At 58.1% G+C, this 20,698-nt stretch carries 26 protein-coding genes; 15 read left to right on the top strand and 11 right to left on the bottom strand.

Annotation, left to right across the window (positions count from 1 at the left end; genetic code table 11):
• Positions 1-116: 116 nt before the first annotated feature.
• The 5 genes from GHO03_RS00865 to GHO03_RS00845 are packed head-to-tail and all read left to right on the top strand — an operon-like array spanning position 117 to position 3,891.
• Positions 117-512: a FagA protein gene (locus GHO03_RS00865; protein WP_095001132.1), complete on the top strand. Its 396-nt coding sequence runs from the start codon at positions 117-119 to the stop codon at positions 510-512.
• A complete protein-coding gene (locus tag GHO03_RS00860) occupies positions 505-1,881 on the top strand; it encodes an aspartate ammonia-lyase (protein ID WP_153326376.1) in 1,377 nt (458 codons plus the stop codon). Before GHO03_RS00865 ends, GHO03_RS00860 begins: the two co-directional genes overlap by 8 nt.
• Positions 1,882-1,908: 27 nt before the next feature.
• Positions 1,909-2,358, top strand: coding sequence for a hypothetical protein (locus GHO03_RS00855; protein ID WP_095001134.1), 450 nt, complete (start codon positions 1,909-1,911; stop codon positions 2,356-2,358).
• A gap of 1 nt (position 2,359) precedes the next feature.
• Positions 2,360-2,971, top strand: coding sequence for a superoxide dismutase (locus tag GHO03_RS00850; protein ID WP_153326378.1), 612 nt, complete (start codon positions 2,360-2,362; stop codon positions 2,969-2,971).
• 26 nt (positions 2,972-2,997) lie between these two features.
• On the top strand, positions 2,998-3,891 hold the full coding sequence (locus tag GHO03_RS00845) for a ZIP family metal transporter (RefSeq protein ID WP_095001136.1): 894 nt from the start codon (positions 2,998-3,000) through the stop codon (positions 3,889-3,891).
• Between the two features lie 133 nt (positions 3,892-4,024).
• Here GHO03_RS00845 and GHO03_RS00840 read toward each other — a convergent pair whose 3' ends face one another.
• The 10 genes from GHO03_RS00840 to GHO03_RS00795 all read right to left on the bottom strand — a co-directional run bounded on the left by GHO03_RS00840 (position 4,025) and on the right by GHO03_RS00795 (position 11,099).
• A complete protein-coding gene (locus GHO03_RS00840) occupies positions 4,025-4,297 on the bottom strand; it encodes an HPr family phosphocarrier protein (protein ID WP_095001137.1) in 273 nt (90 codons plus the stop codon).
• Between the two features lie 15 nt (positions 4,298-4,312).
• Entirely contained in the window at positions 4,313-5,170 is an 858-nt protein-coding gene (gene rapZ, locus GHO03_RS00835) for an RNase adapter RapZ (RefSeq protein ID WP_019825031.1), read from the bottom strand.
• A 2-nt stretch (positions 5,171-5,172) separates the two neighbouring features.
• Positions 5,173-5,637, bottom strand: coding sequence for a PTS IIA-like nitrogen regulatory protein PtsN (gene ptsN / locus GHO03_RS00830; protein ID WP_095001138.1), 465 nt, complete (start codon positions 5,635-5,637; stop codon positions 5,173-5,175).
• Positions 5,638-5,649: 12 nt separating this feature from the next.
• On the bottom strand, positions 5,650-5,958 hold the full coding sequence (gene hpf / locus GHO03_RS00825; RefSeq protein WP_016781796.1) for a ribosome hibernation-promoting factor, HPF/YfiA family: 309 nt from the start codon (positions 5,956-5,958) through the stop codon (positions 5,650-5,652).
• A gap of 75 nt (positions 5,959-6,033) precedes the next feature.
• Positions 6,034-7,527 carry an RNA polymerase factor sigma-54 gene (locus GHO03_RS00820; RefSeq protein ID WP_153398862.1) on the bottom strand — a complete coding sequence of 498 codons (1,494 nt, stop codon included), beginning with the start codon at positions 7,525-7,527 and terminating at the stop codon, positions 6,034-6,036.
• A 235-nt stretch (positions 7,528-7,762) separates the two neighbouring features.
• On the bottom strand, positions 7,763-8,488 hold the full coding sequence (gene lptB, locus GHO03_RS00815; protein ID WP_095001140.1) for an LPS export ABC transporter ATP-binding protein: 726 nt from the start codon (positions 8,486-8,488) through the stop codon (positions 7,763-7,765).
• Positions 8,488-9,033, bottom strand: coding sequence for a lipopolysaccharide transport periplasmic protein LptA (gene lptA, locus GHO03_RS00810; RefSeq protein ID WP_095001141.1), 546 nt, complete (start codon positions 9,031-9,033; stop codon positions 8,488-8,490). The genes lptB and lptA overlap by 1 nt, the downstream gene beginning before the upstream one ends.
• Positions 9,020-9,592: an LPS export ABC transporter periplasmic protein LptC gene (lptC, locus tag GHO03_RS00805; RefSeq protein WP_153398859.1), complete on the bottom strand. Its 573-nt coding sequence runs from the start codon at positions 9,590-9,592 to the stop codon at positions 9,020-9,022. Before lptC ends, lptA begins: the two co-directional genes overlap by 14 nt.
• A gap of 8 nt (positions 9,593-9,600) precedes the next feature.
• Positions 9,601-10,125: an HAD family hydrolase gene (locus GHO03_RS00800; RefSeq protein WP_095001143.1), complete on the bottom strand. Its 525-nt coding sequence runs from the start codon at positions 10,123-10,125 to the stop codon at positions 9,601-9,603.
• A complete protein-coding gene (locus GHO03_RS00795; protein WP_095001144.1) occupies positions 10,125-11,099 on the bottom strand; it encodes a KpsF/GutQ family sugar-phosphate isomerase in 975 nt (324 codons plus the stop codon). The genes GHO03_RS00800 and GHO03_RS00795 overlap by 1 nt, the downstream gene beginning before the upstream one ends.
• A 292-nt stretch (positions 11,100-11,391) precedes the next feature.
• On the opposite strand from GHO03_RS00795, the gene GHO03_RS00790 reads away from it, so the two are divergent.
• The 10 genes from GHO03_RS00790 to hisC all read left to right on the top strand — a co-directional run bounded on the left by GHO03_RS00790 (position 11,392) and on the right by hisC (position 19,436).
• A complete protein-coding gene (locus GHO03_RS00790) occupies positions 11,392-12,201 on the top strand; it encodes an ATP-binding cassette domain-containing protein (RefSeq protein WP_095001145.1) in 810 nt (269 codons plus the stop codon).
• Positions 12,201-12,998, top strand: a complete 798-nt coding sequence (mlaE, locus tag GHO03_RS00785; RefSeq protein WP_095001146.1) for a lipid asymmetry maintenance ABC transporter permease subunit MlaE — start codon at positions 12,201-12,203, stop codon at positions 12,996-12,998. Before GHO03_RS00790 ends, mlaE begins: the two co-directional genes overlap by 1 nt.
• On the top strand, positions 12,998-13,465 hold the full coding sequence (gene mlaD, locus GHO03_RS00780; protein WP_095018238.1) for an outer membrane lipid asymmetry maintenance protein MlaD: 468 nt from the start codon (positions 12,998-13,000) through the stop codon (positions 13,463-13,465). Before mlaE ends, mlaD begins: the two co-directional genes overlap by 1 nt.
• An 11-nt stretch (positions 13,466-13,476) precedes the next feature.
• Positions 13,477-14,136, top strand: coding sequence for a phospholipid-binding protein MlaC (locus GHO03_RS00775; RefSeq protein ID WP_153398856.1), 660 nt, complete (start codon positions 13,477-13,479; stop codon positions 14,134-14,136).
• Positions 14,133-14,438 carry a lipid asymmetry maintenance protein MlaB gene (locus GHO03_RS00770; RefSeq protein WP_095001149.1) on the top strand — a complete coding sequence of 102 codons (306 nt, stop codon included), beginning with the start codon at positions 14,133-14,135 and terminating at the stop codon, positions 14,436-14,438. Before GHO03_RS00775 ends, GHO03_RS00770 begins: the two co-directional genes overlap by 4 nt.
• Before the next feature lie 115 nt (positions 14,439-14,553).
• Positions 14,554-14,793 carry a BolA family protein gene (locus GHO03_RS00765; protein WP_153398853.1) on the top strand — a complete coding sequence of 80 codons (240 nt, stop codon included), beginning with the start codon at positions 14,554-14,556 and terminating at the stop codon, positions 14,791-14,793.
• A gap of 31 nt (positions 14,794-14,824) precedes the next feature.
• On the top strand, positions 14,825-16,090 hold the full coding sequence (gene murA / locus GHO03_RS00760; RefSeq protein ID WP_095001150.1) for a UDP-N-acetylglucosamine 1-carboxyvinyltransferase: 1,266 nt from the start codon (positions 14,825-14,827) through the stop codon (positions 16,088-16,090).
• A gap of 181 nt (positions 16,091-16,271) precedes the next feature.
• Positions 16,272-16,907 carry an ATP phosphoribosyltransferase gene (gene hisG, locus GHO03_RS00755; protein ID WP_016781809.1) on the top strand — a complete coding sequence of 212 codons (636 nt, stop codon included), beginning with the start codon at positions 16,272-16,274 and terminating at the stop codon, positions 16,905-16,907.
• 148 nt (positions 16,908-17,055) lie between these two features.
• A complete protein-coding gene (gene hisD, locus GHO03_RS00750; RefSeq protein WP_095001151.1) occupies positions 17,056-18,378 on the top strand; it encodes a histidinol dehydrogenase in 1,323 nt (440 codons plus the stop codon).
• 5 nt (positions 18,379-18,383) lie between these two features.
• Positions 18,384-19,436: a histidinol-phosphate transaminase gene (gene hisC / locus GHO03_RS00745; protein WP_095024927.1), complete on the top strand. Its 1,053-nt coding sequence runs from the start codon at positions 18,384-18,386 to the stop codon at positions 19,434-19,436.
• Positions 19,437-19,478: 42 nt separating this feature from the next.
• Here hisC and algW read toward each other — a convergent pair whose 3' ends face one another.
• On the bottom strand, positions 19,479-20,633 hold the full coding sequence (gene algW, locus GHO03_RS00740) for a Do family serine endopeptidase AlgW (RefSeq protein WP_095001153.1): 1,155 nt from the start codon (positions 20,631-20,633) through the stop codon (positions 19,479-19,481).
• Positions 20,634-20,698 lie beyond the last annotated feature (65 nt).

The following is a 20,698-nucleotide window of genomic DNA, read 5'->3' as shown; positions in this document are numbered from 1 at the left end:
TATCACTGCAGCGGTGATACGCCTTTTTTGTGTTTGTGCATCCTGTCCTTTAGCAGACTTGTTTTGATAATCAATATCGCTTAATAATGAATCTCATTATCGAGCGAGCCTGGGTCATGAGTTCTGCGTTGCGTGAAGGGCCGTATCTAGAAAGCTGGCGCTGGATGAGCCGCCAGATCCGCTGCGGGCTGGCGCCGGACGAGCCGCGCCTGATCGAGCATTACCTGGCTGAAGGCCGCTATCTTGCTGGCTGTACAGCCACTTCCCCGTGGTTGATTGCGGTCACCACCTTCCGCCTGATGCTAGATACAGCCACTGACACCGCGCTGCCTTGGCACTGGCGCAATCTGTGCCTGGACAACGCGTGGCGTCCGCTGCGCGACCTCGAAACCCAAGCCTTGTGCAATTGCCGACTCAAGCGCTGGCAAAGCTTTGCCTGGCAGTTGGCAACCTGCGAGCTCGAACCTTCAATTTCTTTAACAGAACTGGTGCAAGGATTTCCCGATGAGTAACACTCGTATCGAACGTGACAGCATGGGTGAGTTGCGTGTGCCTGAATCCGCGTTGTACGGTGCGCAAACCCAGCGTGCAGTCGACAACTTCCCCATCAGCCATCAACGCATGCCTGCGCAATTCATTCGCGCCCTGATCCTGGCCAAGGGCGCAGCGGCCCTGGCCAACGTTGAACTCAAGCAGATCAGCACGGCCCAGGGCGAGGCGATTGTCGAGGCCACCCAGATCCTGTTGACCGGTGATTTCATGGAGCACTTCCCGGTGGATATTTTCCAGACCGGTTCGGGCACCAGCTCCAACATGAATGCCAACGAAGTGATTGCAACCCTAGCCACGCGGCTGCTGGGCGAGCCGGTGAACCCCAACGATCACGTCAACTGCGGGCAAAGCAGCAACGACATTATCCCGACCACCATCCATGTCAGCGCTGCACTGGGCCTGCACGAGCAGTTGCTGCCGGCGCTGAGCCATCTGGTGCAGGTTATCGAGCGCAAGGCGATCGAGGTTCACGCCTACGTCAAAACCGGGCGCACCCACTTGATGGACGCGATGCCGGTACGCATGAGCCAGGTGCTCAATGGCTGGGCGCAGCAGCTCAAGGCCAATATCGAGCATTTGCATAACCTGCAGCCAGCTCTGCAAGCCCTGGCCCAGGGCGGTACCGCGGTGGGCACCGGGATTAACGCCCACCCGCAGTTTGCTGCGTTATTCAGTCAGCAACTCAGCGAGCTGACCGGGGTGGCCTTCACGCCGGGCAAGGACCTGTTTGCCTTGATTGGTTCGCAAGACACCGCAGTGGCTGTTTCTGGTCAGTTGAAGGCCACGGCAGTGTCACTGATGAAAATCGCCAACGACCTGCGCTGGATGAACTCCGGCCCCCTGGCCGGTCTGGGCGAAATCGAACTTGAGGCGTTACAGCCGGGCTCGTCGATCATGCCGGGCAAGGTCAATCCGGTGATTCCGGAAGCCACGGCGATGGTCGCGGCCCAGGTCATCGGCAACGACGCGGCGATCACCGTGGCAGGTCAGTCCGGCAATTTCGAACTGAACGTCATGCTGCCGGTGATTGCGCACAACCTGTTGAGCAGCATCGAACTCATGGCCAACTCAAGCCGCCTGTTGGCTGACAAGGCCATCGCCAGCTTCAAGGTCAATGAAGCCAAGCTCAAGGAGGCGCTGTCGCGCAACCCGATCCTGGTAACGGCACTGAACCCGATCATCGGTTATCAAAAAGCCGCCGAAATTGCCAAGACCGCTTACCAGCAAGGGCGCCCGGTAATCGATGTGGCACTTGAATACACGGATTTGTCACGCAGCCAGCTTGAGGTCCTTCTCGACCCCGAGAAACTCACCGCCGGCGGCGTTTAATCCATCGACACTGCTTTGGAGGTTCACATGGATCACTGGAAACGCACGATCGAAAGAGCCAACCGCTGTTTCGCCGAAGGCGAACTGGTCGATGCCCGCGAGCATTATCTGCAGGCGCTGGCCCTGGCCCAGGTGCTGTTCGAGCGCTGGAGTGATGCCGACGAAGCAGTGGCCGCCTGCGTCATTTCACACCACAACCTGGCGGATCTGCATTTGCGCCTCAATCAACCGGAGGAGAGCGTGGAGTACCTCTGTGCGATTCATCAGCGATTGTTGCAAACCATGCAGAACGCGCGCCTGCCGACAGCATTGCGTGAAGCGGCGCTGCGTCAGAGCAGCAAGACCTACGTAGAGCTTTTGAATTTTATCAGTGAGTACGGCGAGTACCCGCGCTCCAACCTGTTGCTCAAAAGCAATGTGGCTCAGAGCAGCCATGAGTTCTCGACAGTTAGCGGCCATCACTTAGGAGCACATTGAAATGACTTACACCTTGCCTGCATTGCCTTATGCCTATGACGCGCTTGAACCGCATATTGATGCGCAAACCATGGAAATTCACTACACCAAGCATCACCAGACCTACATCAACAACCTCAATGCGGCCGTAGAGGGCACCGAATGGGCCAAGTGGCCGGTGGAAAAACTGGTGGCCAGTGTTCATCAGTTGCCCGAAAAGCTGCGCGCTGCAGTGATCAACCAGGGTGGCGGGCATGCCAACCACTCGTTGTTCTGGGAAGTCATGAGCCCTAAAGGCGGGGGTAAGCCCGAAGGTGCGCTGGCCAAGGCGATTGACGAGCAGTTGGGTGGTCTGGAGGTGTTCAAGGAAAACTTTACCAAAGCCGCGCTGACGCGTTTTGGCAGTGGCTGGGCATGGTTGAGCGTGACCCCGCAAAAAACGCTGGTAATCGAAAGCAGCGGCAACCAGGACAGCCCGCTGATGAACGGCAATACGCCGATCCTGGGGCTTGATGTGTGGGAGCACGCGTATTACCTGCGTTATCAAAACCGCCGCCCGGAGTATATCAACGCGTTTTACAACGTGATCAACTGGCCGGAAGTGGCGCGACGCTATCAAGCGGCGATTGGCTAAGCGCAACGAAAGGATTCAGGCGGATTATGGGCACGCAAATTTTAGCGGTCGGTGGCGTTCGAATGTTTCGCTATGCCTTCGGTACGCTTTTGCTGTTGGCGGGTACGGCCCTGTTGGTTGCCAAGGGGCTGGTCTGGCTGGATCTGGAGCCCCGGCTGCTGCGGGCGCTGCAGGGCGGTGCGTTGTGTGCACTGGGCACGGCGTTAGGCGCCGTGCCTGTCCTGGTTATTCGAAAAATGCCGGTGGCGGTCAGTGACACTCTGCTGGGCTTTGGGGCCGGTGTGATGCTGGCGGCCACGGCCTTTTCGCTGATTGTGCCGGGCATTGCGGCAGCGCAAAGCCTGGGGTTGTCACCCTGGCCCGCCAGCGGGCTTATAAGTGCAGGGATCCTGCTGGGCGCATTCTGCCTGTTTCTGGTGGATCGCAAGGTCTCGGGCGCCGGGCCGGAGGTATTTGTCAGTCGCCCCGGCGAGCCGGTCATCGCGCCGCGCATCTGGTTGTTTGTGATTGCCATTGTGGCGCACAACATTCCTGAAGGCATGGCGGTCGGGGTGTCGGCGGGTGGCGGCATGCCGGATGCCGATAGCCTGGCGATGGGCATTGCGTTGCAGGATGTGCCGGAAGGCCTGGTGATTGCCCTTGTATTGGCAGGGGCGGGCATGTCGCGGGTCAAGGCGTTCCTGATTGGTGCGGCATCAGGTCTGGTTGAGCCGGTCTTTGCGGTGCTCTGTGCCTGGCTGGTCAACTTGGCCGAGGTGCTGTTGCCGTTGGGTCTGGCATTGGCGGCCGGGGCGATGCTGCTGGTGGTCACCCAGGAAGTCATCCCCGAGTCGCGGCGCAATGGCCACGAAAAGCTGGCGAGCCTGGGGCTGTGTGTCGGCTTTTGTTTGATGATGGTGATGGATACGGCGCTTGGTTGAATCGATCTCTGCAGATACTCTTTAGTCGATCAATTCCTGCCGTGGGAGCGAGCCTGCTCGCGAACGACCTTCGCGAGCAGGCTCCCTCCCACGGTGGCAGTTTTCCTGCCGCTGCGTCGAAAAGGCTTCAGGCTTATTCGCCTTCATCAAAGTAGTTATTGATCAGGGCAACCAGTGCGTCCAGCGCTTCCTGATCCTTCTCACCTTCGGTCTTGATGTGGATGGTTGTGCCCTTGCCGGCGGCCAGCATCATCATGGCCATGATGCTTTTGCCGTCGACCATCGACTCAGGGGTGCGACCCGCCTGGATCTGACATGGGAACTGCCCTGCGATGCCGACAAACTTTGCCGATGCACGGGCGTGCAAGCCCAGTTTGTTGATGATTTCAATTTCCACTGCAGGCATCGCGGGGTAGATCCTTCAAGTAAGGTCGCGGTGGCGAACCTGGACGTTCTTCAGAGTTTCTTGCAGGCATTTGCCCAGGCGTTCGGTCAGGTACACGGAGCGGTGATGCCCGCCCGTGCAGCCGATTCCGATTGTCACATAGGCGCGGTTGCTGGCTGCAAAGCGCGGTAGCCATTTAAGCAGGTAGCTGGAGATGTCCTGGAACATCTCTTCGACATCAGGTTGCGCCGCCAGATAATCGGCTACCGGCTGGTCCAGCCCTGACTGCTCGCGCAGCTCGGGTTTCCAGTACGGGTTGGGCAGGCAACGCACGTCAAACACCAGGTCGGCATCCACCGGCATACCGCGCTTGAAACCGAACGACTCCACCAAAAAGGCGGTGCCTGGCTCTGGCTTGTTCAGCAGACGCAGCTTGATGGTGTCACGTAACTGATACAGATTCAGATTGGTGGTGTTGATGGTCAGGTCAGCGAGGTCGGCAATGGGGCCCAAAAGCTGGGTTTCATCGCGAATGGCTTCGGCAAGGGAGCGGCTCGCGCTGCTGAGCGGGTGGCGCCTGCGGGTTTCCGAGAAGCGCTTGAGCAAGGTTTCTTCGTCGGCATCCAGGTACAGCACGTCGCACTGGATATGCCGGTTACGCACCTCTTCAAGCAACTGCGGAAAACGTGACAAATGACTCGGCAGGTTGCGCGCATCGATCGAAACGGCCACCAGTGGCTGGGCCAGTTCAGTGTGAATCAACGCGCGTTCGGCCAGTTCCGGCAGCAAGCCGGCTGGCAGGTTGTCGATGCAATAGAAACCGTTGTCTTCAAGGACGGCGAGGGCAGTGCTTTTACCGGAGCCGGAGCGTCCGCTGACTATGACTAAGCGCATGATTAATGACCGTTCTGTACGTCCAGAACAACCTGATACAACGCTTCGTTGCTAGGTGCGTTGCGCAGTCTTTCGCGCACGTCTTTGCGATCGAGCATGCTGGCAATCTGCCGGAGCAGTTCCAGGTGTGCATCGGTTGCCGCTTCTGGCACCAGCAAAACGAAAAGCAGGTCGACCGGCGCGCCATCGATGGCGTCGAAATCTATGGGGGCGTCGAGGTGCAGCAAGGCGCTTACAGGCGACTCGCAGCCCTTGAGGCGGCAATGGGGTATGGCGATGCCGTTGCCAAAACCGGTGGAACCCAGTTTTTCACGGGCAATAAGGCTCTCGAAAACATCCTGCATTTCGAGACCAGGCACTTCGCGGCTGATCAGGTTGGCAATATGTTCGAGTGCACGCTTTTTACTGCCGCCCGGCGCGTTCACCAGGGAACGGCCGGGGGTCAGGATACTTTCAAGTCGGATCATGGGTAGGGAGTATTAACGACCGGTCGCGCCCTGGAGCAGGCTTTGGGTCTTTTCCTTATGCTTTTTCAGTTGGCGATCAAGCTTGTCAGTGAGCAGATCGATGGCGGCATACATATCGTCATGCTCGGCGTTGGCAACGACTTCTCCTCCATGGATGTGCAAGGTGGCTTCGATTTTCTGTTTCAGTTTTTCGACCGCCATCGTTACCTGTACGTTGGTAATCTTGTCGAAGTGACGCTCCAGTCGGTCGAGTTTTTCGCCGATGTATGCGCGTAGCGGTTCGGTGACTTCCAGTTGGTGTCCACTGATGTTGACTTGCATACAGTTTCTCCTTTGATGCCATTGCATAAAGCGGCAGGCCGAGCAGCCTGCCACTGAAACGCCGGGGTCCGTGGCTTACATCAAACGCTTGCGTTCGCTCGAAGGCGCTATCCCGAGGGATTCGCGGTACTTGGCGACGGTGCGACGGGCTACCTGAATACCTTGTGCCTCCAGTAAACCAGCGATCTTGCTGTCACTCAACGGCTTTTTCTGATTTTCCGCTGCAACCAGTTTTTTGATGATGGCACGGATCGCGGTGGAGGAGCATTCGCCGCCTTCAGAGGTGCTGACGTGGCTGGAGAAAAAGTATTTAAGTTCATAAATGCCCCGTGGGGTATGCATGAATTTTTGTGTGGTAACCCGGGAAATGGTGGATTCGTGCATGCCCACCGCTTCGGCGATATCGTGCAGTACCAGGGGTTTCATGGCTTCATCGCCATGCTCGAGAAAGCCGCGTTGGTGCTCGACGATCTGGGTCGCCACTTTCATCAGGGTTTCGTTGCGGCTTTGCAGGCTTTTGATAAACCAGCGTGCTTCCTGCAGCTGGTTGCGCATAAAGGTGTTGTCGGCGCTGGTATCGGCTCTGCGTACGAAACCGGCGTATTGCGCGTGCACCCGCAGGCGCGGTACGGACTCCTGGTTAAGCTCGACCAGCCAGCGCTCGTTGTCCTTGCGCACGATCACGTCAGGTACGACGTATTCGGCTTCGCTGGATTCGATTTGCGAACCCGGGCGCGGGTTGAGGCTCTGTACCAGTTCAATGACCTGGCGCAGTTCGTCCTCTTTGAGCTTCATGCGGCGCATCAGCTGGCTGTAGTCGCGTGCGCCCAGCAGGTCGATGTAGTCGGTGACCAGGCGCTTGGCCTCGCTCAGCCAGGGGGTCTTGGCAGGCAGTTGGCGCAATTGCAGGAGCAGGCATTCGCCCAGGTTGCGCGCGCCAATGCCAGCCGGTTCGAATTGCTGGATGCGATGCAGGACGGCTTCGATTTCATCGAGTTCAATGTCCAGTTCCGGATCAAAGGCTTCGAGGATTTCTTCGAGGGTTTCGTCCAGGTAGCCCTGGTTGTTGATGCAGTCGATCAGGGTTACGCCGATCAGACGGTCGGTGTCGGACATCGGAGCCAGGTTCAATTGCCACAGCAGGTGGCTTTGCAGGCTTTCACCGGTCGAGGTGCGGGTGGTGAAGTCCCACTCGTCATCGTCGTTGCTTGGCAGGCTGCTGGCGCTGGTCTGGTAGATGTCTTCCCAGGCAGTGTCCACGGGCAGTTCGTTGGGAATGCGCTCACCCCAGTCACCGTCTTCCAGATTATCTACGGTCTGGGCAGTTTCCTGGTAGGTGGGCTCTTGAACGTCGGGATTGGGCTTTTGCTCAATGTTGTCGGCAAGGGGGTCTGCATTGTCGAAGTCGTCGCCTTCTTCCTGGCGCTCGAGCATGGGGTTGGACTCCAGGGCTTCCTGGATTTCCTGTTGCAGATCGAGGGTCGACAATTGGAGCAGGCGGATGGCCTGTTGCAGCTGAGGTGTCATTGTCAGCTGCTGGCCCATTCTCAGGACTAGCGATGGTTTCATGGCAGGGGCTTAACACCTTATTCGCCGGCGCACATGGCGCCATCCACTACAGGGCGCGTGAGCGCCAAACATAAGCAAATTATATGCCTGAAATCGGTGCGTTTGCCTAGGGGGCGGTCTAAATTAGTTTGCGGGTGGTGAACTGATCGAGAGCACCCCGTTGAATATTCGGGCAATAAAATGCTGGCGCATTTTTACTGCCCGGATGCCCTGGCTGCCCATGATGTGTCCGGGCTTATAGGCGGAACTCGTGACCCAGGTAAACTTCCCGCACCAACTTGTTGGCCAGAATCGTTTCAGCATCGCCTTCAGCGATCAATTGCCCGTCATTGACGATATAGGCCGTTTCGCAGATATCGAGGGTCTCACGCACATTGTGGTCGGTGATCAGCACGCCAATGCCCTTGGCTTTGAGGTGGTAGATGATTTGTTTGATGTCGCCCACCGAGATCGGATCGACACCGGCAAAGGGTTCGTCGAGCAGGATGAACTTGGGTGCCGTGGCCAGTGCGCGGGCAATTTCTACCCGACGGCGCTCACCGCCCGACAGGCTCATGCCCAGGTTGTCGCGAATATGGTTGATATGGAATTCCTGCAGCAGGCTTTCCAGCTCCTTGCGACGACCGGTCTTGTCGAGCTCCTTGCGGGTTTCGAGGATTGCCATGATGTTGTCGGCCACCGACAGCTTGCGAAAGATCGAGGCTTCCTGTGGCAAGTAACCGATACCGGCGCGTGCGCGACCATGCATGGGCTCGTGGCTGACGTCCAGGTCATCGATCAGTACGCGACCCTGATCGGCGTGCACCAGGCCGACAATCATGTAGAAACAGGTGGTTTTGCCCGCGCCGTTGGGGCCGAGCAGGCCCACGATTTGCCCGCTGTCGATCGACAGGCTGACATCACGTACTACCTGACGGCTCTTGTAGCTTTTGGCCAGATGCTGGGCTTTCAGAGTTGCCATTACTGGGCCTTCTGCTGGTCGGTTTTCTTCTTGGGCTGGATCACCATGTCGATGCGCGGGCGAGGTGCGGTGACATTGGCGCCATTGGCGCGGCCGGCACTGGCAATTTGTTTTACCGTGTCGTAGACGATTTTCTCGCCCTCGGTGGTATTGCCGTCGTTAATCACTTTGGCCTTGTCAATCAGTACGATGCGGTTTTGTGGTGCATGGTATTGAATGGTGACGGCATAAGCCTGTACCGGTTTGGGGTCAGTGGCTTTTTGCAGTTGCTCGAAGTAGGCCAGGTTGCCGACGGATGTCACTACGTCGATTTCGCCCGCAGCATTACGGGTGATGGTGACGGTGTTGCCGGTGATTTTCATCGAGCCCTGGGTGATGATGACATCGCCCTTGTAGGTGGCAATACCTTGCTTGTCATCCAGTTGTGCCTCGTTGGCCTGGATGCGAATAGGTTGTTCGGTGTCGTTCGGCAGAGCCCAGGCGCTCACGCTTCCCAGTGCTGCGCTCAGGCTGAGCAATAAAGGGAGGGTTTTAACGAGACTCATACTGTCCTCTTACGTTGGACAGCAGGTCCATCCTGCCGTCTTTCAAATATGCTTTCATGCCCTTGCCAGTGGTTACGCCGCCAGCGCCGTCGATTCTAACGTCTCGCTCGGTCTGCGCATATTCCTTCTGGGGGAATACAGTCATACGGGTACTGGTAATAATGGTGGTGCGGTTTTTTTCGTCAGTGCGCGCGATGCGCACCGAATCGATAAGCTCGACCTCGGTGCCATCCGGGTTGACTTCACCGCGCTCGCTCTGCACGTTCCACGGGTAGGCCGTGCCGCGGTAGAGCTGCATTTTCGGTTGGGTCATCTGAGTGACCTCGGAAGCCTTCAAATGTTCAAGCTTCTCGGACGTCATGTCGTACTGCAGCTTGCCGTCAGGTAAAAACTGACGGCTGTGTGCATTGGTGGCGTAGTAGTCGATAGCGCTTTCATCCACCGCCAGGGTAGGGGCATTGAGAAAACGTTCCGGCCTGATATTCCAGTAGCCAGCAGCTGCAAACAGCGAGGCAATCACTGTAAACAGCACTATTTGGCGAATCTTTTTGCTCAGCATAGAAAGCTCTATAGGTAGGCGGCGTGGGCTGCGTCCAGGCTGCCCTGGGCACGCAGAATCAGCTCGCAGAATTCACGGGCGGCACCTTCGCCACCCCGCGCCCGGGTTACCCCGTGGGCGTGCTCGCGGACAAAGTCCGCAGCGTTGGCCACGGCCATGCCCAGACCTACCCGGCGGATAACCGGCAGGTCGGGCAAGTCATCTCCCAGGTAGGCAACCTGTTCATAGCTTAGGTTGAGTTGGCCAAGAAGCTCGTCCAGTACGACCAATTTGTCTTCGCGGCCCTGGTACAGGTACGGAATGCCCAGGTTTTGCGCGCGACGCTCGACCACCGGGGTTTTGCGGCCGCTGATAATTGCCGTTTGCACACCGGCGGCCATAAGCATCTTGATGCCCTGGCCGTCGAGGGTATTGAAGGTCTTGAATTCGCTGCCATCTTCGAGGAAATACAGGCGGCCGTCGGTCAATACGCCGTCAACGTCAAAAATGGCCAGCTTGATGCCCTTGCCGCGCTTGAGAAGTTCCTGGGTCATTACATTACTCCTGCGCGTAGCAGATCGTGCATGTTCAAGGCGCCAACCGGACGATCTTGCTTGTCGACCACCACCAGCGCGCTGATTTTGTGGTCTTCCATGATTTTAAGGGCTTCGGCTGCCAGCATGTCGGCGCGGGCGGTTTTGCCGTGCGGGGTCATGACCGCGTCGATGGTGGCGTTGCGGATGTCGATTTCGCGGTCCAGGGTGCGGCGCAAGTCGCCGTCAGTAAAGATTCCGGCCAGTCGACCGTCCTCTTCTATGACGACGGTCATGCCCAGGCCCTTGTGGGTCATTTCCATCAACGCCTCCTTGAGCAATGTACCGCGCACGACTTGCGGCAGTTCATCGCCAGAGTGCATGACGTTTTCCACTTTCAGCAATAGGCGTCGGCCCAGTGCTCCGCCGGGGTGGGAAAAGGCGAAATCTTCTGCAGTAAAACCGCGAGCTTCAAGCAGGGCAATAGCCAGTGCATCGCCCAGCACCAAGGTTGCCGTGGTGGACGAGGTCGGTGCCAGATTCAACGGGCAGGCTTCCTGGGCCACGCGGGCATCCAGGCTGACATCGGCGGCCTTGGCCAGCGGCGATTCGGGGTTGCCGGTCATGCTGATCAGCTTGATGCCCAGGCGCTTGATCAGTGGCAGCAGGGTGACGATTTCGGCGGTCGAGCCGGAGTTGGACAGTGCGAGGATAATGTCATCGCGGGTAATCATGCCCATGTCGCCGTGGCTGGCTTCTGCCGGGTGGACAAAAAAAGCCGTGGTGCCGGTGCTGGCCAGGGTTGCGGCAATTTTATTGCCGATGTGTCCTGACTTGCCCATGCCGACCACGACCACCCGGCCTTTACTGGCCAAAATCATCTCGCAAGCGCGTACGAAATCTGCGTCGATATGTGTCAGCAAGCCCTCTACGGCTTCCAGTTCGAGGCGGATGGTGCGTTGGGCGGATTGGATCAGGTCGCTGGATTGGCTCATGGTTGAAGTCGGGTAGCCTGAGAAAAGGCAACGATTATAGCGGTTATGTGGCGTTCCCTCACGCTTGATCGCTGTGCTTTATTGCATGTGCTTACAAAGTGCGCGTGTGTTTGCAGAAAAAACATCTTTATTTCACTGTACTGAGACTTAACCGGCACTCCTTCGGTCTTGGGCGGTCACTATGAGCAGTGGTATAGTTCGCCGCCAGTTCGGCCCGCCAGGGAACGCGTGCTTCTTCACAAGAAGTTTGGTGTCCGGGTGAGAGGCAGAGGCTGCATCGCAAGGAGTTTAGATGAGCGCCGATAACGCCTACGCGGTCGAGCTGAAGGGAGTGTCCTTCAAGCGCGGTACGCGCAGCATCTTCAATAATGTCGATATTCGCATCCCGCGTGGCAAGGTCACGGGGATCATGGGGCCGTCTGGCTGCGGCAAGACCACACTGTTGCGCCTGATGGGCATGCAACTGCGTCCCAACAGCGGCGAAGTGTGGGTCAACAATCAAAACCTGCCGGCCCTGTCGCGCAGTGATTTGTTTGATGCCCGCAAGCATATGGGCGTGTTGTTTCAGAGCGGTGCGCTGTTTACCGATCTGGACGTGTTCGAGAACGTTGCTTTCCCGTTGCGGGTGCATACCGAGCTGCCGGAAGAAATGATCCGTGACATCGTGCTGCTTAAATTGCAGGCGGTGGGCTTGCGCGGAGCTATCGACCTGATGCCCGACGAGTTGTCCGGCGGCATGAAACGCCGGGTGGCGCTGGCGCGGGCGATTGCCCTGGATCCGCAGATCCTGATGTATGACGAACCCTTCGTGGGGCAGGATCCCATTGCAATGGGCGTGCTGGTACGCCTGATTCGTTTGCTCAATGATGCGCTGGGCATTACCAGTATCGTGGTTTCTCACGATCTGGCTGAAACTGCGAGCATTGCCGACTATCTGTATGTAGTCGGCGATGGCCAGGTGCTGGGGCAGGGCACGCCCGAAGAATTGATGAACGCCGATAACCCGCGCATTCGCCAGTTCATGACCGGCGACCCGGATGGCCCGGTTCCGTTCCACTTTCCGGCGTCGGACTACCGAACCGATCTACTGGGGAAGCGCTGATGCGCAAGATGTCATTAATGAGCCGTATCGGTCTGTTCGGCCGGGCCGGGATCGACACCGTTGCGGTACTGGGGCGTTCGGCAGTGTTCCTGTTTCATGCACTGCTGGGGCGTGGCGGTATCGGGGGCGGGTTTGGTTTGCTGGTCAGGCAGCTGCATTCGGTTGGCGTCATGTCGCTGGTCATTATCGTGGTGTCCGGCATATTTATCGGCATGGTACTGGCACTGCAAGGCTTCAGTATCCTGTCCAGCTATGGTTCGGAGCAGGCAGTGGGGCAGATGGTGGCCCTGACCCTGTTGCGCGAACTGGGTCCCGTGGTTACCGCCTTGCTGTTCGCCGGGCGCGCAGGGTCGGCGCTGACGGCTGAAATCGGCAACATGAAATCGACCGAGCAGTTGTCCAGCCTGGAAATGATCGGTGTTGATCCGCTCAAGTACATCATTGCGCCGCGGTTGTGGGCCGGGTTTATTTCCCTGCCTGTGCTGGCGATGATTTTCAGCGTGGTCGGGATCTGGGGTGGTTCGTGGGTTGCCGTGGACTGGCTCGGTGTCTACGACGGCTCCTACTGGGCCAACATGCAAAACAGCGTAACCTTCAGTGGTGACGTAATTAACGGGATCATCAAAAGCATCGTGTTTGCCTTTGTGGTGACCTGGATTGCCGTGTTTCAAGGTTATGACTGTGAGCCCACCTCAGAGGGGATCAGCCGTGCCACTACCAAGACCGTGGTGTATGCCTCACTGGCAGTCCTCGGGCTGGACTTTATATTGACCGCCTTGATGTTTGGAGATTTCTGATGCAAAACCGCACCATGGAAATCGGTGTCGGCCTGTTCCTGCTGGCTGGCATCCTGGCTTTGCTGTTGCTTGCCTTGCGGGTCAGCGGGCTGTCCCCGACGGCGAGCACTGACACCTACAAGCTCTATGCCAATTTCGACAATATTGCCGGGCTGACCGTGCGCGCCAAAGTCACCATGGCTGGCGTGACCATCGGCAAGGTGACAGCAATCGACCTGGACCGTGACAACTACATGGCCCGCGTCACATTGCAGCTCGAAAAAGCGGTGGATAACCTGCCTGTGGATTCGACAGCGTCTATCCTCACAGCAGGCCTGCTGGGCGAGAAATACATCGGCATCAGCGTGGGTGGCGAAGACGCGACCCTCAAGGACGGCGGCACCATTCACGACACGCAGTCGTCGCTGGTTCTTGAAGACCTGATCGGTAAATTCCTGCTCAATACCGTTAGCAAAGACGCCAAATAAGGAGCTTCCAGATGATTTCTCTCTTGCGCCGTGGCCTGCTGGTAATACTGGCCGCAGCCCTTCCTCTGGTGGCGAACGCCGCGCCGGGGCAGTTGGCCCATGACATCGTTTCAGATACCACGACAAGGTTGCTGGCCGACCTGGCTGCCAACAAGGAGCAATACAAACAAAGCCCAAGCAAGTTCTATGATGCCCTGAACGAAATCGTCGGCCCTGCAGTAGATGTTGATGGCATCTCCAAAAGCATCATGACGGTCAAGTACTCGCGCAATGCAACGCCTGCCCAGATGCAGCGCTTTCAAGAGAACTTCAAGCGCAGCCTGATGCAGTTCTACGGCAATGCCTTGCTTGAGTTCAAGAATCAGGGCATCACCGTTGGCCCGGCCAAGGACGAAAGCGGCGATCGCACCAGTGTCGACATGACCGTCAAGGGTGACAACGGCGCCATTTATCCATTGTCCTATACCCTTAACAAGGTCAACGGCGAGTGGAAAGTGCGTAACGTGATCATCAATGGCATCAATATCGGCAAGCTGTTCCGCGATCAGTTCGCCGATGCCATGCAGCGCAACGGCAACAACCTGGATAAAACCATCGACAACTGGGCGGGTGAAGTGGCCAAGGCCAAGCAGACCACTGATGCGGCATCGCCCAAGGCAGCCGGGCAATGAGTGAAGCGGCCATAACCCTGGCCGGCGAGAGCGAGCTTCGCCTTAGTGGCGTGCTCGATTATCAGACTGGCCCCCGTTTGCGCACAGAAGGTCAGGCCCTGATCAAAAAAGCCCTGGCCAAAGAGCTGGTGGTTGACTGCTCGGGCGTTACCAAATCGAGCAGCGTCGGTTTGTCGCTGCTGCTGTGTTATATCCGTGATGCCCAGGCCCTGAACAAGCCATTGAGCATTCGTGCCATGCCCGAAGACATGCGCGAAATCGCCCAGGTTTCGGGTGTGACCGAGCTGCTGGCACATCATTAATCGCCACATATAAATAAGCCCCCCTGTCAGAGTCCTGTTATGCGGGGTTCGCAGGCGCGGGGCTTTTTTGTATGATGGCCGACCCGTGCGCGTTAGGCGCCGATTGAGGTTGAGCATGCAGGCCGTAGAAGTGAAGAGCTTTCTTGAAGGAAAGCTGCCAGGAACCCAGGTAGAAGTTGAGGGCGAAGGCTGCAACTTTCAGTTGAACGTGATCAGTGACGAACTGGTGACCCTGAGCCCGGTCAAACGTCAACAAAGCATCTATGCCCATTTGAACCCGTGGATCGCTGATGGCAGCATCCATGCGGTCACTATGAAATTCTTCAGCAGCGCGGCCTGGGCCGAGCGCACCTGAGCCCCCTGAGCCCATTGGCGTCGAGATTGTTATGGATAAATTGATTATTACCGGCGGTGCCCGCCTTGATGGCGAGATCCGCATTTCCGGGGCGAAGAACTCTGCCCTGCCGATCCTGGCAGCGACCCTGCTGTGCAATGGCCCGGTCACTGTAGCCAACCTGCCGCATTTGCATGACATCACCACCATGATCGAGCTGTTCGGTCGCATGGGCATTGAGCCGGTGATCGATGAAAAGCTCAGTGTCGAAATCAACCCGAACACCATCAAAACCCTGGTCGCGCCGTATGAGCTGGTGAAAACCATGCGCGCATCGATCCTGGTACTGGGGCCGATGGTTGCACGTTTCGGTTACGCTGAAGTTGCCTTGCCGGGCGGCTGCGCCATTGGCTCGCGTCCGGTTGACCTGCACATCCGCGGCCTTGAAGCCATGGGCGCAGTGATCGACGTTGAAGGTGGCTACATCAAGGCCAAGGCGCCTGAAGGCGGCTTGCGCGGTGCCAGCTTCTTCTTTGATACCGTCAGCGTGACCGGTACCGAGAACATCATGATGGCCGCAGCACTGGCCAACGGCCGCAGCGTATTGCAGAACTCTGCACGCGAGCCTGAAGTCGTCGACCTGGCCAACTTCCTGAACGCCATGGGCGCCAAGGTAAGCGGTGCTGGTACTGACACCATCACCATTGATGGCGTCAAAGAGCTGCATTCGGCGACTTACCGCGTCATGCCGGACCGTATTGAAACCGGTACTTACCTGGTAGCCGCTGCCGTCACCGGTGGCCGCGTGAAGGTCAAGGACACTGATCCGACCATCCTTGAAGCCGTCCTTGAGAAGCTCAAGGAAGCAGGCGCCGAGGTCACCACCGGTGAAGACTGGATCGAGCTGAACATGCACGGCAAACGCCCTAAAGCGGTGAACGTGCGTACTGCTCCGTACCCGGCGTTTCCGACCGACATGCAGGCGCAGTTCATCTCGCTCAACGCCATTGCCGAAGGCACGGGTGCAGTGATCGAGACGATCTTCGAAAACCGCTTCATGCACGTGTATGAACTGCACCGCATGGGCGCCAAGATCCAGGTTGAAGGCAACACTGCCATCGTGACCGGCACTGAAACCCTCAAGGGCGCGCCAGTAATGGCCACCGACCTGCGTGCTTCTGCCAGCCTGGTGATTTCGGCGCTGGTGGCGGAAGGCGATACCCTGATCGATCGCATCTACCACATAGACCGTGGTTACGAGTGCATCGAAGAAAAACTGCAAATGCTGGGCGCCAAAATCCGCCGCGTTCCGGGCTAGTTTTTGCTGTTTGGCATCATGGGCACAGGGATAGTGTCCAGCTGCCAGGTGACGTAACGGCCTGCAAGCGTTACCTTACCTGGCCTCGAATCGTTCAAATCGAGCCTGATATCAGGCTCGATGCTTGTCCGGCGCCGATTGCGCACGGGCAAAAGTACCCTGATAAGGACTAACGTTTCCCATGTTGACCATTGCACTGTCCAAGGGCCGTATCCTTGACGACACCCTGCCGCTTCTGGCCGAAGCAGGCATTGTGCCGACCGAGAATCCGGACAAAAGCCGCAAGCTGATCATCCCGACCTCACAGCCTGACGTCCGCCTGCTGATCGTCCGTGCCACCGACGTGCCGACTTATGTTGAGCATGGTGCCGCCGACCTCGGTGTGGCCGGTAAAGACGTGCTGATGGAGTATGGTGGCCAGGGCCTGTACGAGCCGCTGGACCTGCAGATTGCCCAGTGCAAGCTGATGACCGCCGGTGCCATTGGTGTCGCTGAACCCAAGGGCCGCCTGCGCGTTGCGACCAAGTTCGTCAATGTCGCCAAGCGTTACTACGCCGAACAGGGCCGTCAGGTCGACATCATCAAGCTGTATGGCTCGATGGAGCTGGCCCCCCTGATTGGTCTGGCCGACAAGATCATTGACGTGGTCGATACCGGCAACACCTTGCGTGCCAATGGCCTGGAACCCCAGGAATTCATTGCCGCCATCAGCTCCCGCCTGGTGGTTAACAAGGCTTCGATGAAAATGCAGCACGCCCGTATTCAAGCCCTGATCGATACCCTGCGCAAAGCAGTGGAATCTCGACACCGCGGCTGACTCACCTGCGCGGCTTCAGGTCGCGCCCATCTATCCGCGTAATAGCCAGAAATCTCAGGTACCCACGCGGATGGCTTGGTAGTCTTGTGGTGCCTGAGCTGCGCAAAACCTTTATTCCAAGCATTCGCCCATTACCGAGGCCCTCGCTATGACCGCTCCCACTGCAATTCGCCGACTCAACGCTGCTGACCCGGACTTCGCGCAGCATCTGGATCATCTGCTGAGCTGGGAAAGTGTGTCTGACGACTCGGTCAACCAGCGTGTGCTCGACATCATCAAGGCTGTGCGTGAGCGGGGCGATGCTGCCCTGGTTGAGTTCACCCAGCGCTTTGACGGGCTTGAAGTGGCCTCGATGGCTGACCTGATCCTGCCGCGCGAGCGCCTGGAACTGGCCCTGACCCGCATCACTGCGCCACAACGTGAAGCACTGGAAACGGCCGCACAGCGCGTGCGCAGCTACCACGAGAAACAGAAACAGGACTCCTGGAGCTACACCGAAGCCGATGGCACGGTGCTGGGCCAGAAAGTCACGCCGCTGGATCGTGCCGGTCTGTACGTACCGGGTGGCAAAGCGTCGTACCCTTCGTCGGTGCTGATGAACGCGATTCCGGCCAAGGTTGCCGGCGTGACCGAAGTGGTGATGGTCGTGCCGACCCCGCGTGGCGAAATCAATGAACTGGTGCTGGCTGCCGCCTGCATTGCGGGCGTTGACCGGGTGTTCACCATTGGTGGCGCACAAGCGGTTGCGGCATTGGCTTATGGCACCGAAAGCGTACCCAAAGTCGACAAGGTGGTAGGCCCGGGCAATATCTACGTCGCGACCGCCAAGCGTCATGTATTTGGCCAGGTAGGCATCGACATGATTGCCGGCCCTTCGGAGATCCTCGTCGTGTGCGACGGCCAGACCGACCCGGACTGGATTGCCATGGATTTGTTCTCCCAGGCCGAGCACGATGAAGACGCGCAAGCGATTCTGGTTAGCCCCGATGCCGAGTTCCTCGACAAGGTGGCGGCCAGCATCGCCAAACTGCTGCCGACCATGGAACGGGCCGAAATCATCGAAACCTCGATCAATGGTCGTGGTGCGCTGATTCTGGTGAACGACATGCAGCAGGCTATCGACGTGGCCAACCGCATTGCTCCGGAACACCTGGAGCTATCGGTGGCAGACCCGCAAGCCTGGTTGCCGCAGATCCGCCACGCCGGTGCGATCTTTATGGGTCGTCACACCTCAGAGGCGCTGGGCGACTACTGCGCAGGGCCTAATCACGTACTGCCGACTTCCGGTACGGCGCGTTTTTCGTCACCGCTTGGCGTTTATGATTTCCAGAAGCGCTCCTCGATTATCTTCTGCTCCGAGCAGGGTGCTTCCGACCTGGGCAAAACCGCTTCGATTCTCGCTCGCGGCGAATCGCTGACCGGTCACGCCCGCAGTGCTGAATACCGCATCCTCGCCGACAAACAGGGGTAACAAGTATGAGCAAGTTCTGGAGCCCATTCGTTAAAGCCCTGGTGCCTTATGTGCCGGGTGAGCAACCGAAGCTGACCAAACTGGTCAAGCTCAACACCAACGAAAACCCCTATGGGCCTTCGCCTAAAGCGCTGGCAGCGATGCAGGCCGAAATCAATGACAACCTGCGTTTATACCCCGACCCGAACAGCGACCTGCTTAAGCAGGCGGTGGCCGAGTATTACGGTGTGCAGACCAATCAGGTGTTTTTGGGCAACGGCTCGGACGAGGTGCTGGCCCATGTTTTCAATGGCCTGTTCCAGCACGACAAACCGCTGCTGTTTCCGGATATAAGTTACAGTTTTTATCCGGTTTACTGCGGCCTGTATGGCATCGAGTTTGACGCCATAGCACTGGATGAGCAGTTCCAGATCCAGCCTGCGGACTACACCCGGGCCAATGGCGGGATCATCTTCCCCAACCCCAATGCACCGACCGGTTGCCTGCTGGCGCTGGAGGCCATCGAACAGATCCTCAAGGCCAACCCTGATTCGGTGGTCGTGGTGGATGAAGCGTATATCGACTTTGGCGGCGAAACGGCCATCAGCCTGGTGGACCGTTATCCGAACCTGCTGGTCACCCAGACCCTGTCCAAGTCGCGCTCCCTGGCCGGTTTGCGTGTCGGCCTGGCGGTGGGCCATCCGGATCTGATCGAAGCGCTGGAGCGAATCAAGAACAGCTTCAACTCCTATCCGCTTGATCGTATCGCCATTGTTGGCGCAGCGGCAGCGTTTGCCGACCGCGAGTATTTCGAACAGACCTGTCAGTGGGTGATCGACAGTCGCGAGCAAGTGGTCGCGCAGTTGCAGGCGCTGGGTTTTGAAGTGCTGCCATCGGCCGCGAACTTTATCTTCGCCCGTCACCCGGAACACGATGCGGCGGCGTTGGCGGCCAAGCTGCGTGATCAGGGGGTGATCGTGCGTCACTTCAAGCAACTGCGCATTGCCCAGTTCCTGCGCATCAGCATCGGCACGCCGGAGCAGAATGCGGCGTTGATTGAAGGGTTGTCAGACTTGTAACCGCTGCCCTCTCCCGGAGGGAGAGGGCTGGGGTGAGGGTTTTCAGTCGTTCTGCGGCGGCTGCTCTTGCGGCGGTCGCAGGCCCACTGCGGCGGTGAGCTTGAGCTCTTTGCCGTTGCGCATGACCTGTATGGTGATTTTGTCCGAAGGTTTGATCCGCGCCACCTGATTCATCGAACGACGGCCATCGCTGGCGGGTTCGCCATCAATGCTCAGAATCACGTCTCCCAGTTGCAAACCGGCTTTTTGCGCCGGTCCATCACGGAATATCCCCGCCACCACAATTCCCGGACGACCACTGAGGCCAAACGACTCGGCCAGCTCCTGGGTCAACGGCTGCACTTCAATGCCCAGCCAGCCGCGAATCACCTGGCCGTGCTCGATGATCGACTTCATGACTTCCATGGCCAGGTTGATAGGGATCGCAAAACCGATGCCCTGTGAGCCGCCGGACTTGGAGAAAATCGCGGTGTTGATGCCGGTCAGGTTACCGTTGGCATCCACCAGCGCGCCGCCCGAGTTACCCGGGTTGATCGCGGCATCCGTCTGGATAAAGTCTTCGTAGTTGTTCAGGCCCAACTGGTTGCGCCCGGTGGCACTGATAATGCCCATGGTGGTGGTCTGGCCAACGCCAAACGGGTTGCCGATCGCCAGGGCGATATCACCGATGCGCAGGGTGTCCGAGCGGCCGATGGTAATTGCAGGCAGGTTTTTCAGGTCGATCTTCAGTACTGCCAGGTCCGTTTCCGGGTCGCTACCAATAACCCGTGCATGTGTTTCGCGGCCGTCCTTGAGTGCCACCACAATCTGGTCGGCACCTGCGACTACATGGTTATTGGTCAGTAAATAGCCCTCGGGGCTCATCAGCACTGCCGAACCCAGGCTGGACTCCATACGACGCTGTTTAGGCTCGTTGTTGCCGAAAAAGTGACGGAACTGCGGGTCTTCAAACAATGGGCGGGCGTTTTTGTTCACCACCTTGGTGGTGTACAAGTTGGCCACGGCAGGCGCGGCGCGCACCACTGCATCGGCGTAGGTCACGGGACCCTGCTGCATGTAACTGGTTTGCGGGGCTTGTTGCAGATTAACGTCCAGGCTCGGCAGCCCAACCCATTGCGGGTAACGCTGAATAATCAGCAAAGCGATAAGCACGCCAGCCAGCAACGGCCAGCCAAAGAAACGCAAAGCCTTAAACATTGAACTCAGTCCTGAAGGTTGCAGAGCCATTCTGACGGCCCATAATGACGCCATTATACGAGGGC

The organism is Pseudomonas sp. FSL R10-1339, assembly GCF_009600545.1.
GTDB classification, from domain to species: Bacteria; Pseudomonadota; Gammaproteobacteria; order Pseudomonadales; family Pseudomonadaceae; genus Aquipseudomonas; species Aquipseudomonas bubulae.
Note: the sequence above shows the minus strand (reverse complement) of the source record. Positions and strands in the feature narration are given on the sequence as shown.

Bases quoted from the DNA above. Each gene is read 5' to 3' on its own strand.
- GHO03_RS00865 (WP_095001132.1), top strand. From the start codon at position 117: ATGAGTTCTGCGTTGCGTGAAGGGCCGTATCTAGAAAGCTGGCGCTGG.
- GHO03_RS00860 (WP_153326376.1), top strand. From the start codon at position 505: ATGAGTAACACTCGTATCGAACGTGACAGCATGGGTGAGTTGCGTGTG.
- GHO03_RS00855 (WP_095001134.1), top strand. From the start codon at position 1,909: ATGGATCACTGGAAACGCACGATCGAAAGAGCCAACCGCTGTTTCGCC.
- GHO03_RS00850 (WP_153326378.1), top strand. From the start codon at position 2,360: ATGACTTACACCTTGCCTGCATTGCCTTATGCCTATGACGCGCTTGAA.
- GHO03_RS00845 (WP_095001136.1), top strand. From the start codon at position 2,998: ATGGGCACGCAAATTTTAGCGGTCGGTGGCGTTCGAATGTTTCGCTAT.
- GHO03_RS00840 (WP_095001137.1), bottom strand. From the start codon at position 4,297: ATGCCTGCAGTGGAAATTGAAATCATCAACAAACTGGGCTTGCACGCC.
- rapZ (WP_019825031.1), bottom strand. From the start codon at position 5,170: ATGCGCTTAGTCATAGTCAGCGGACGCTCCGGCTCCGGTAAAAGCACT.
- ptsN (WP_095001138.1), bottom strand. From the start codon at position 5,637: ATGATCCGACTTGAAAGTATCCTGACCCCCGGCCGTTCCCTGGTGAAC.
- hpf (WP_016781796.1), bottom strand. From the start codon at position 5,958: ATGCAAGTCAACATCAGTGGACACCAACTGGAAGTCACCGAACCGCTA.
- GHO03_RS00820 (WP_153398862.1), bottom strand. From the start codon at position 7,527: ATGAAACCATCGCTAGTCCTGAGAATGGGCCAGCAGCTGACAATGACA.
- lptB (WP_095001140.1), bottom strand. From the start codon at position 8,488: ATGGCAACTCTGAAAGCCCAGCATCTGGCCAAAAGCTACAAGAGCCGT.
- lptA (WP_095001141.1), bottom strand. From the start codon at position 9,033: ATGAGTCTCGTTAAAACCCTCCCTTTATTGCTCAGCCTGAGCGCAGCA.
- lptC (WP_153398859.1), bottom strand. From the start codon at position 9,592: ATGCTGAGCAAAAAGATTCGCCAAATAGTGCTGTTTACAGTGATTGCC.
- GHO03_RS00800 (WP_095001143.1), bottom strand. From the start codon at position 10,125: ATGACCCAGGAACTTCTCAAGCGCGGCAAGGGCATCAAGCTGGCCATT.
- GHO03_RS00795 (WP_095001144.1), bottom strand. From the start codon at position 11,099: ATGAGCCAATCCAGCGACCTGATCCAATCCGCCCAACGCACCATCCGC.
- GHO03_RS00790 (WP_095001145.1), top strand. From the start codon at position 11,392: ATGAGCGCCGATAACGCCTACGCGGTCGAGCTGAAGGGAGTGTCCTTC.
- mlaE (WP_095001146.1), top strand. From the start codon at position 12,201: ATGCGCAAGATGTCATTAATGAGCCGTATCGGTCTGTTCGGCCGGGCC.
- mlaD (WP_095018238.1), top strand. From the start codon at position 12,998: ATGCAAAACCGCACCATGGAAATCGGTGTCGGCCTGTTCCTGCTGGCT.
- GHO03_RS00775 (WP_153398856.1), top strand. From the start codon at position 13,477: ATGATTTCTCTCTTGCGCCGTGGCCTGCTGGTAATACTGGCCGCAGCC.
- GHO03_RS00770 (WP_095001149.1), top strand. From the start codon at position 14,133: ATGAGTGAAGCGGCCATAACCCTGGCCGGCGAGAGCGAGCTTCGCCTT.
- GHO03_RS00765 (WP_153398853.1), top strand. From the start codon at position 14,554: ATGCAGGCCGTAGAAGTGAAGAGCTTTCTTGAAGGAAAGCTGCCAGGA.
- murA (WP_095001150.1), top strand. From the start codon at position 14,825: ATGGATAAATTGATTATTACCGGCGGTGCCCGCCTTGATGGCGAGATC.
- hisG (WP_016781809.1), top strand. From the start codon at position 16,272: ATGTTGACCATTGCACTGTCCAAGGGCCGTATCCTTGACGACACCCTG.
- hisD (WP_095001151.1), top strand. From the start codon at position 17,056: ATGACCGCTCCCACTGCAATTCGCCGACTCAACGCTGCTGACCCGGAC.
- hisC (WP_095024927.1), top strand. From the start codon at position 18,384: ATGAGCAAGTTCTGGAGCCCATTCGTTAAAGCCCTGGTGCCTTATGTG.
- algW (WP_095001153.1), bottom strand. From the start codon at position 20,633: ATGTTTAAGGCTTTGCGTTTCTTTGGCTGGCCGTTGCTGGCTGGCGTG.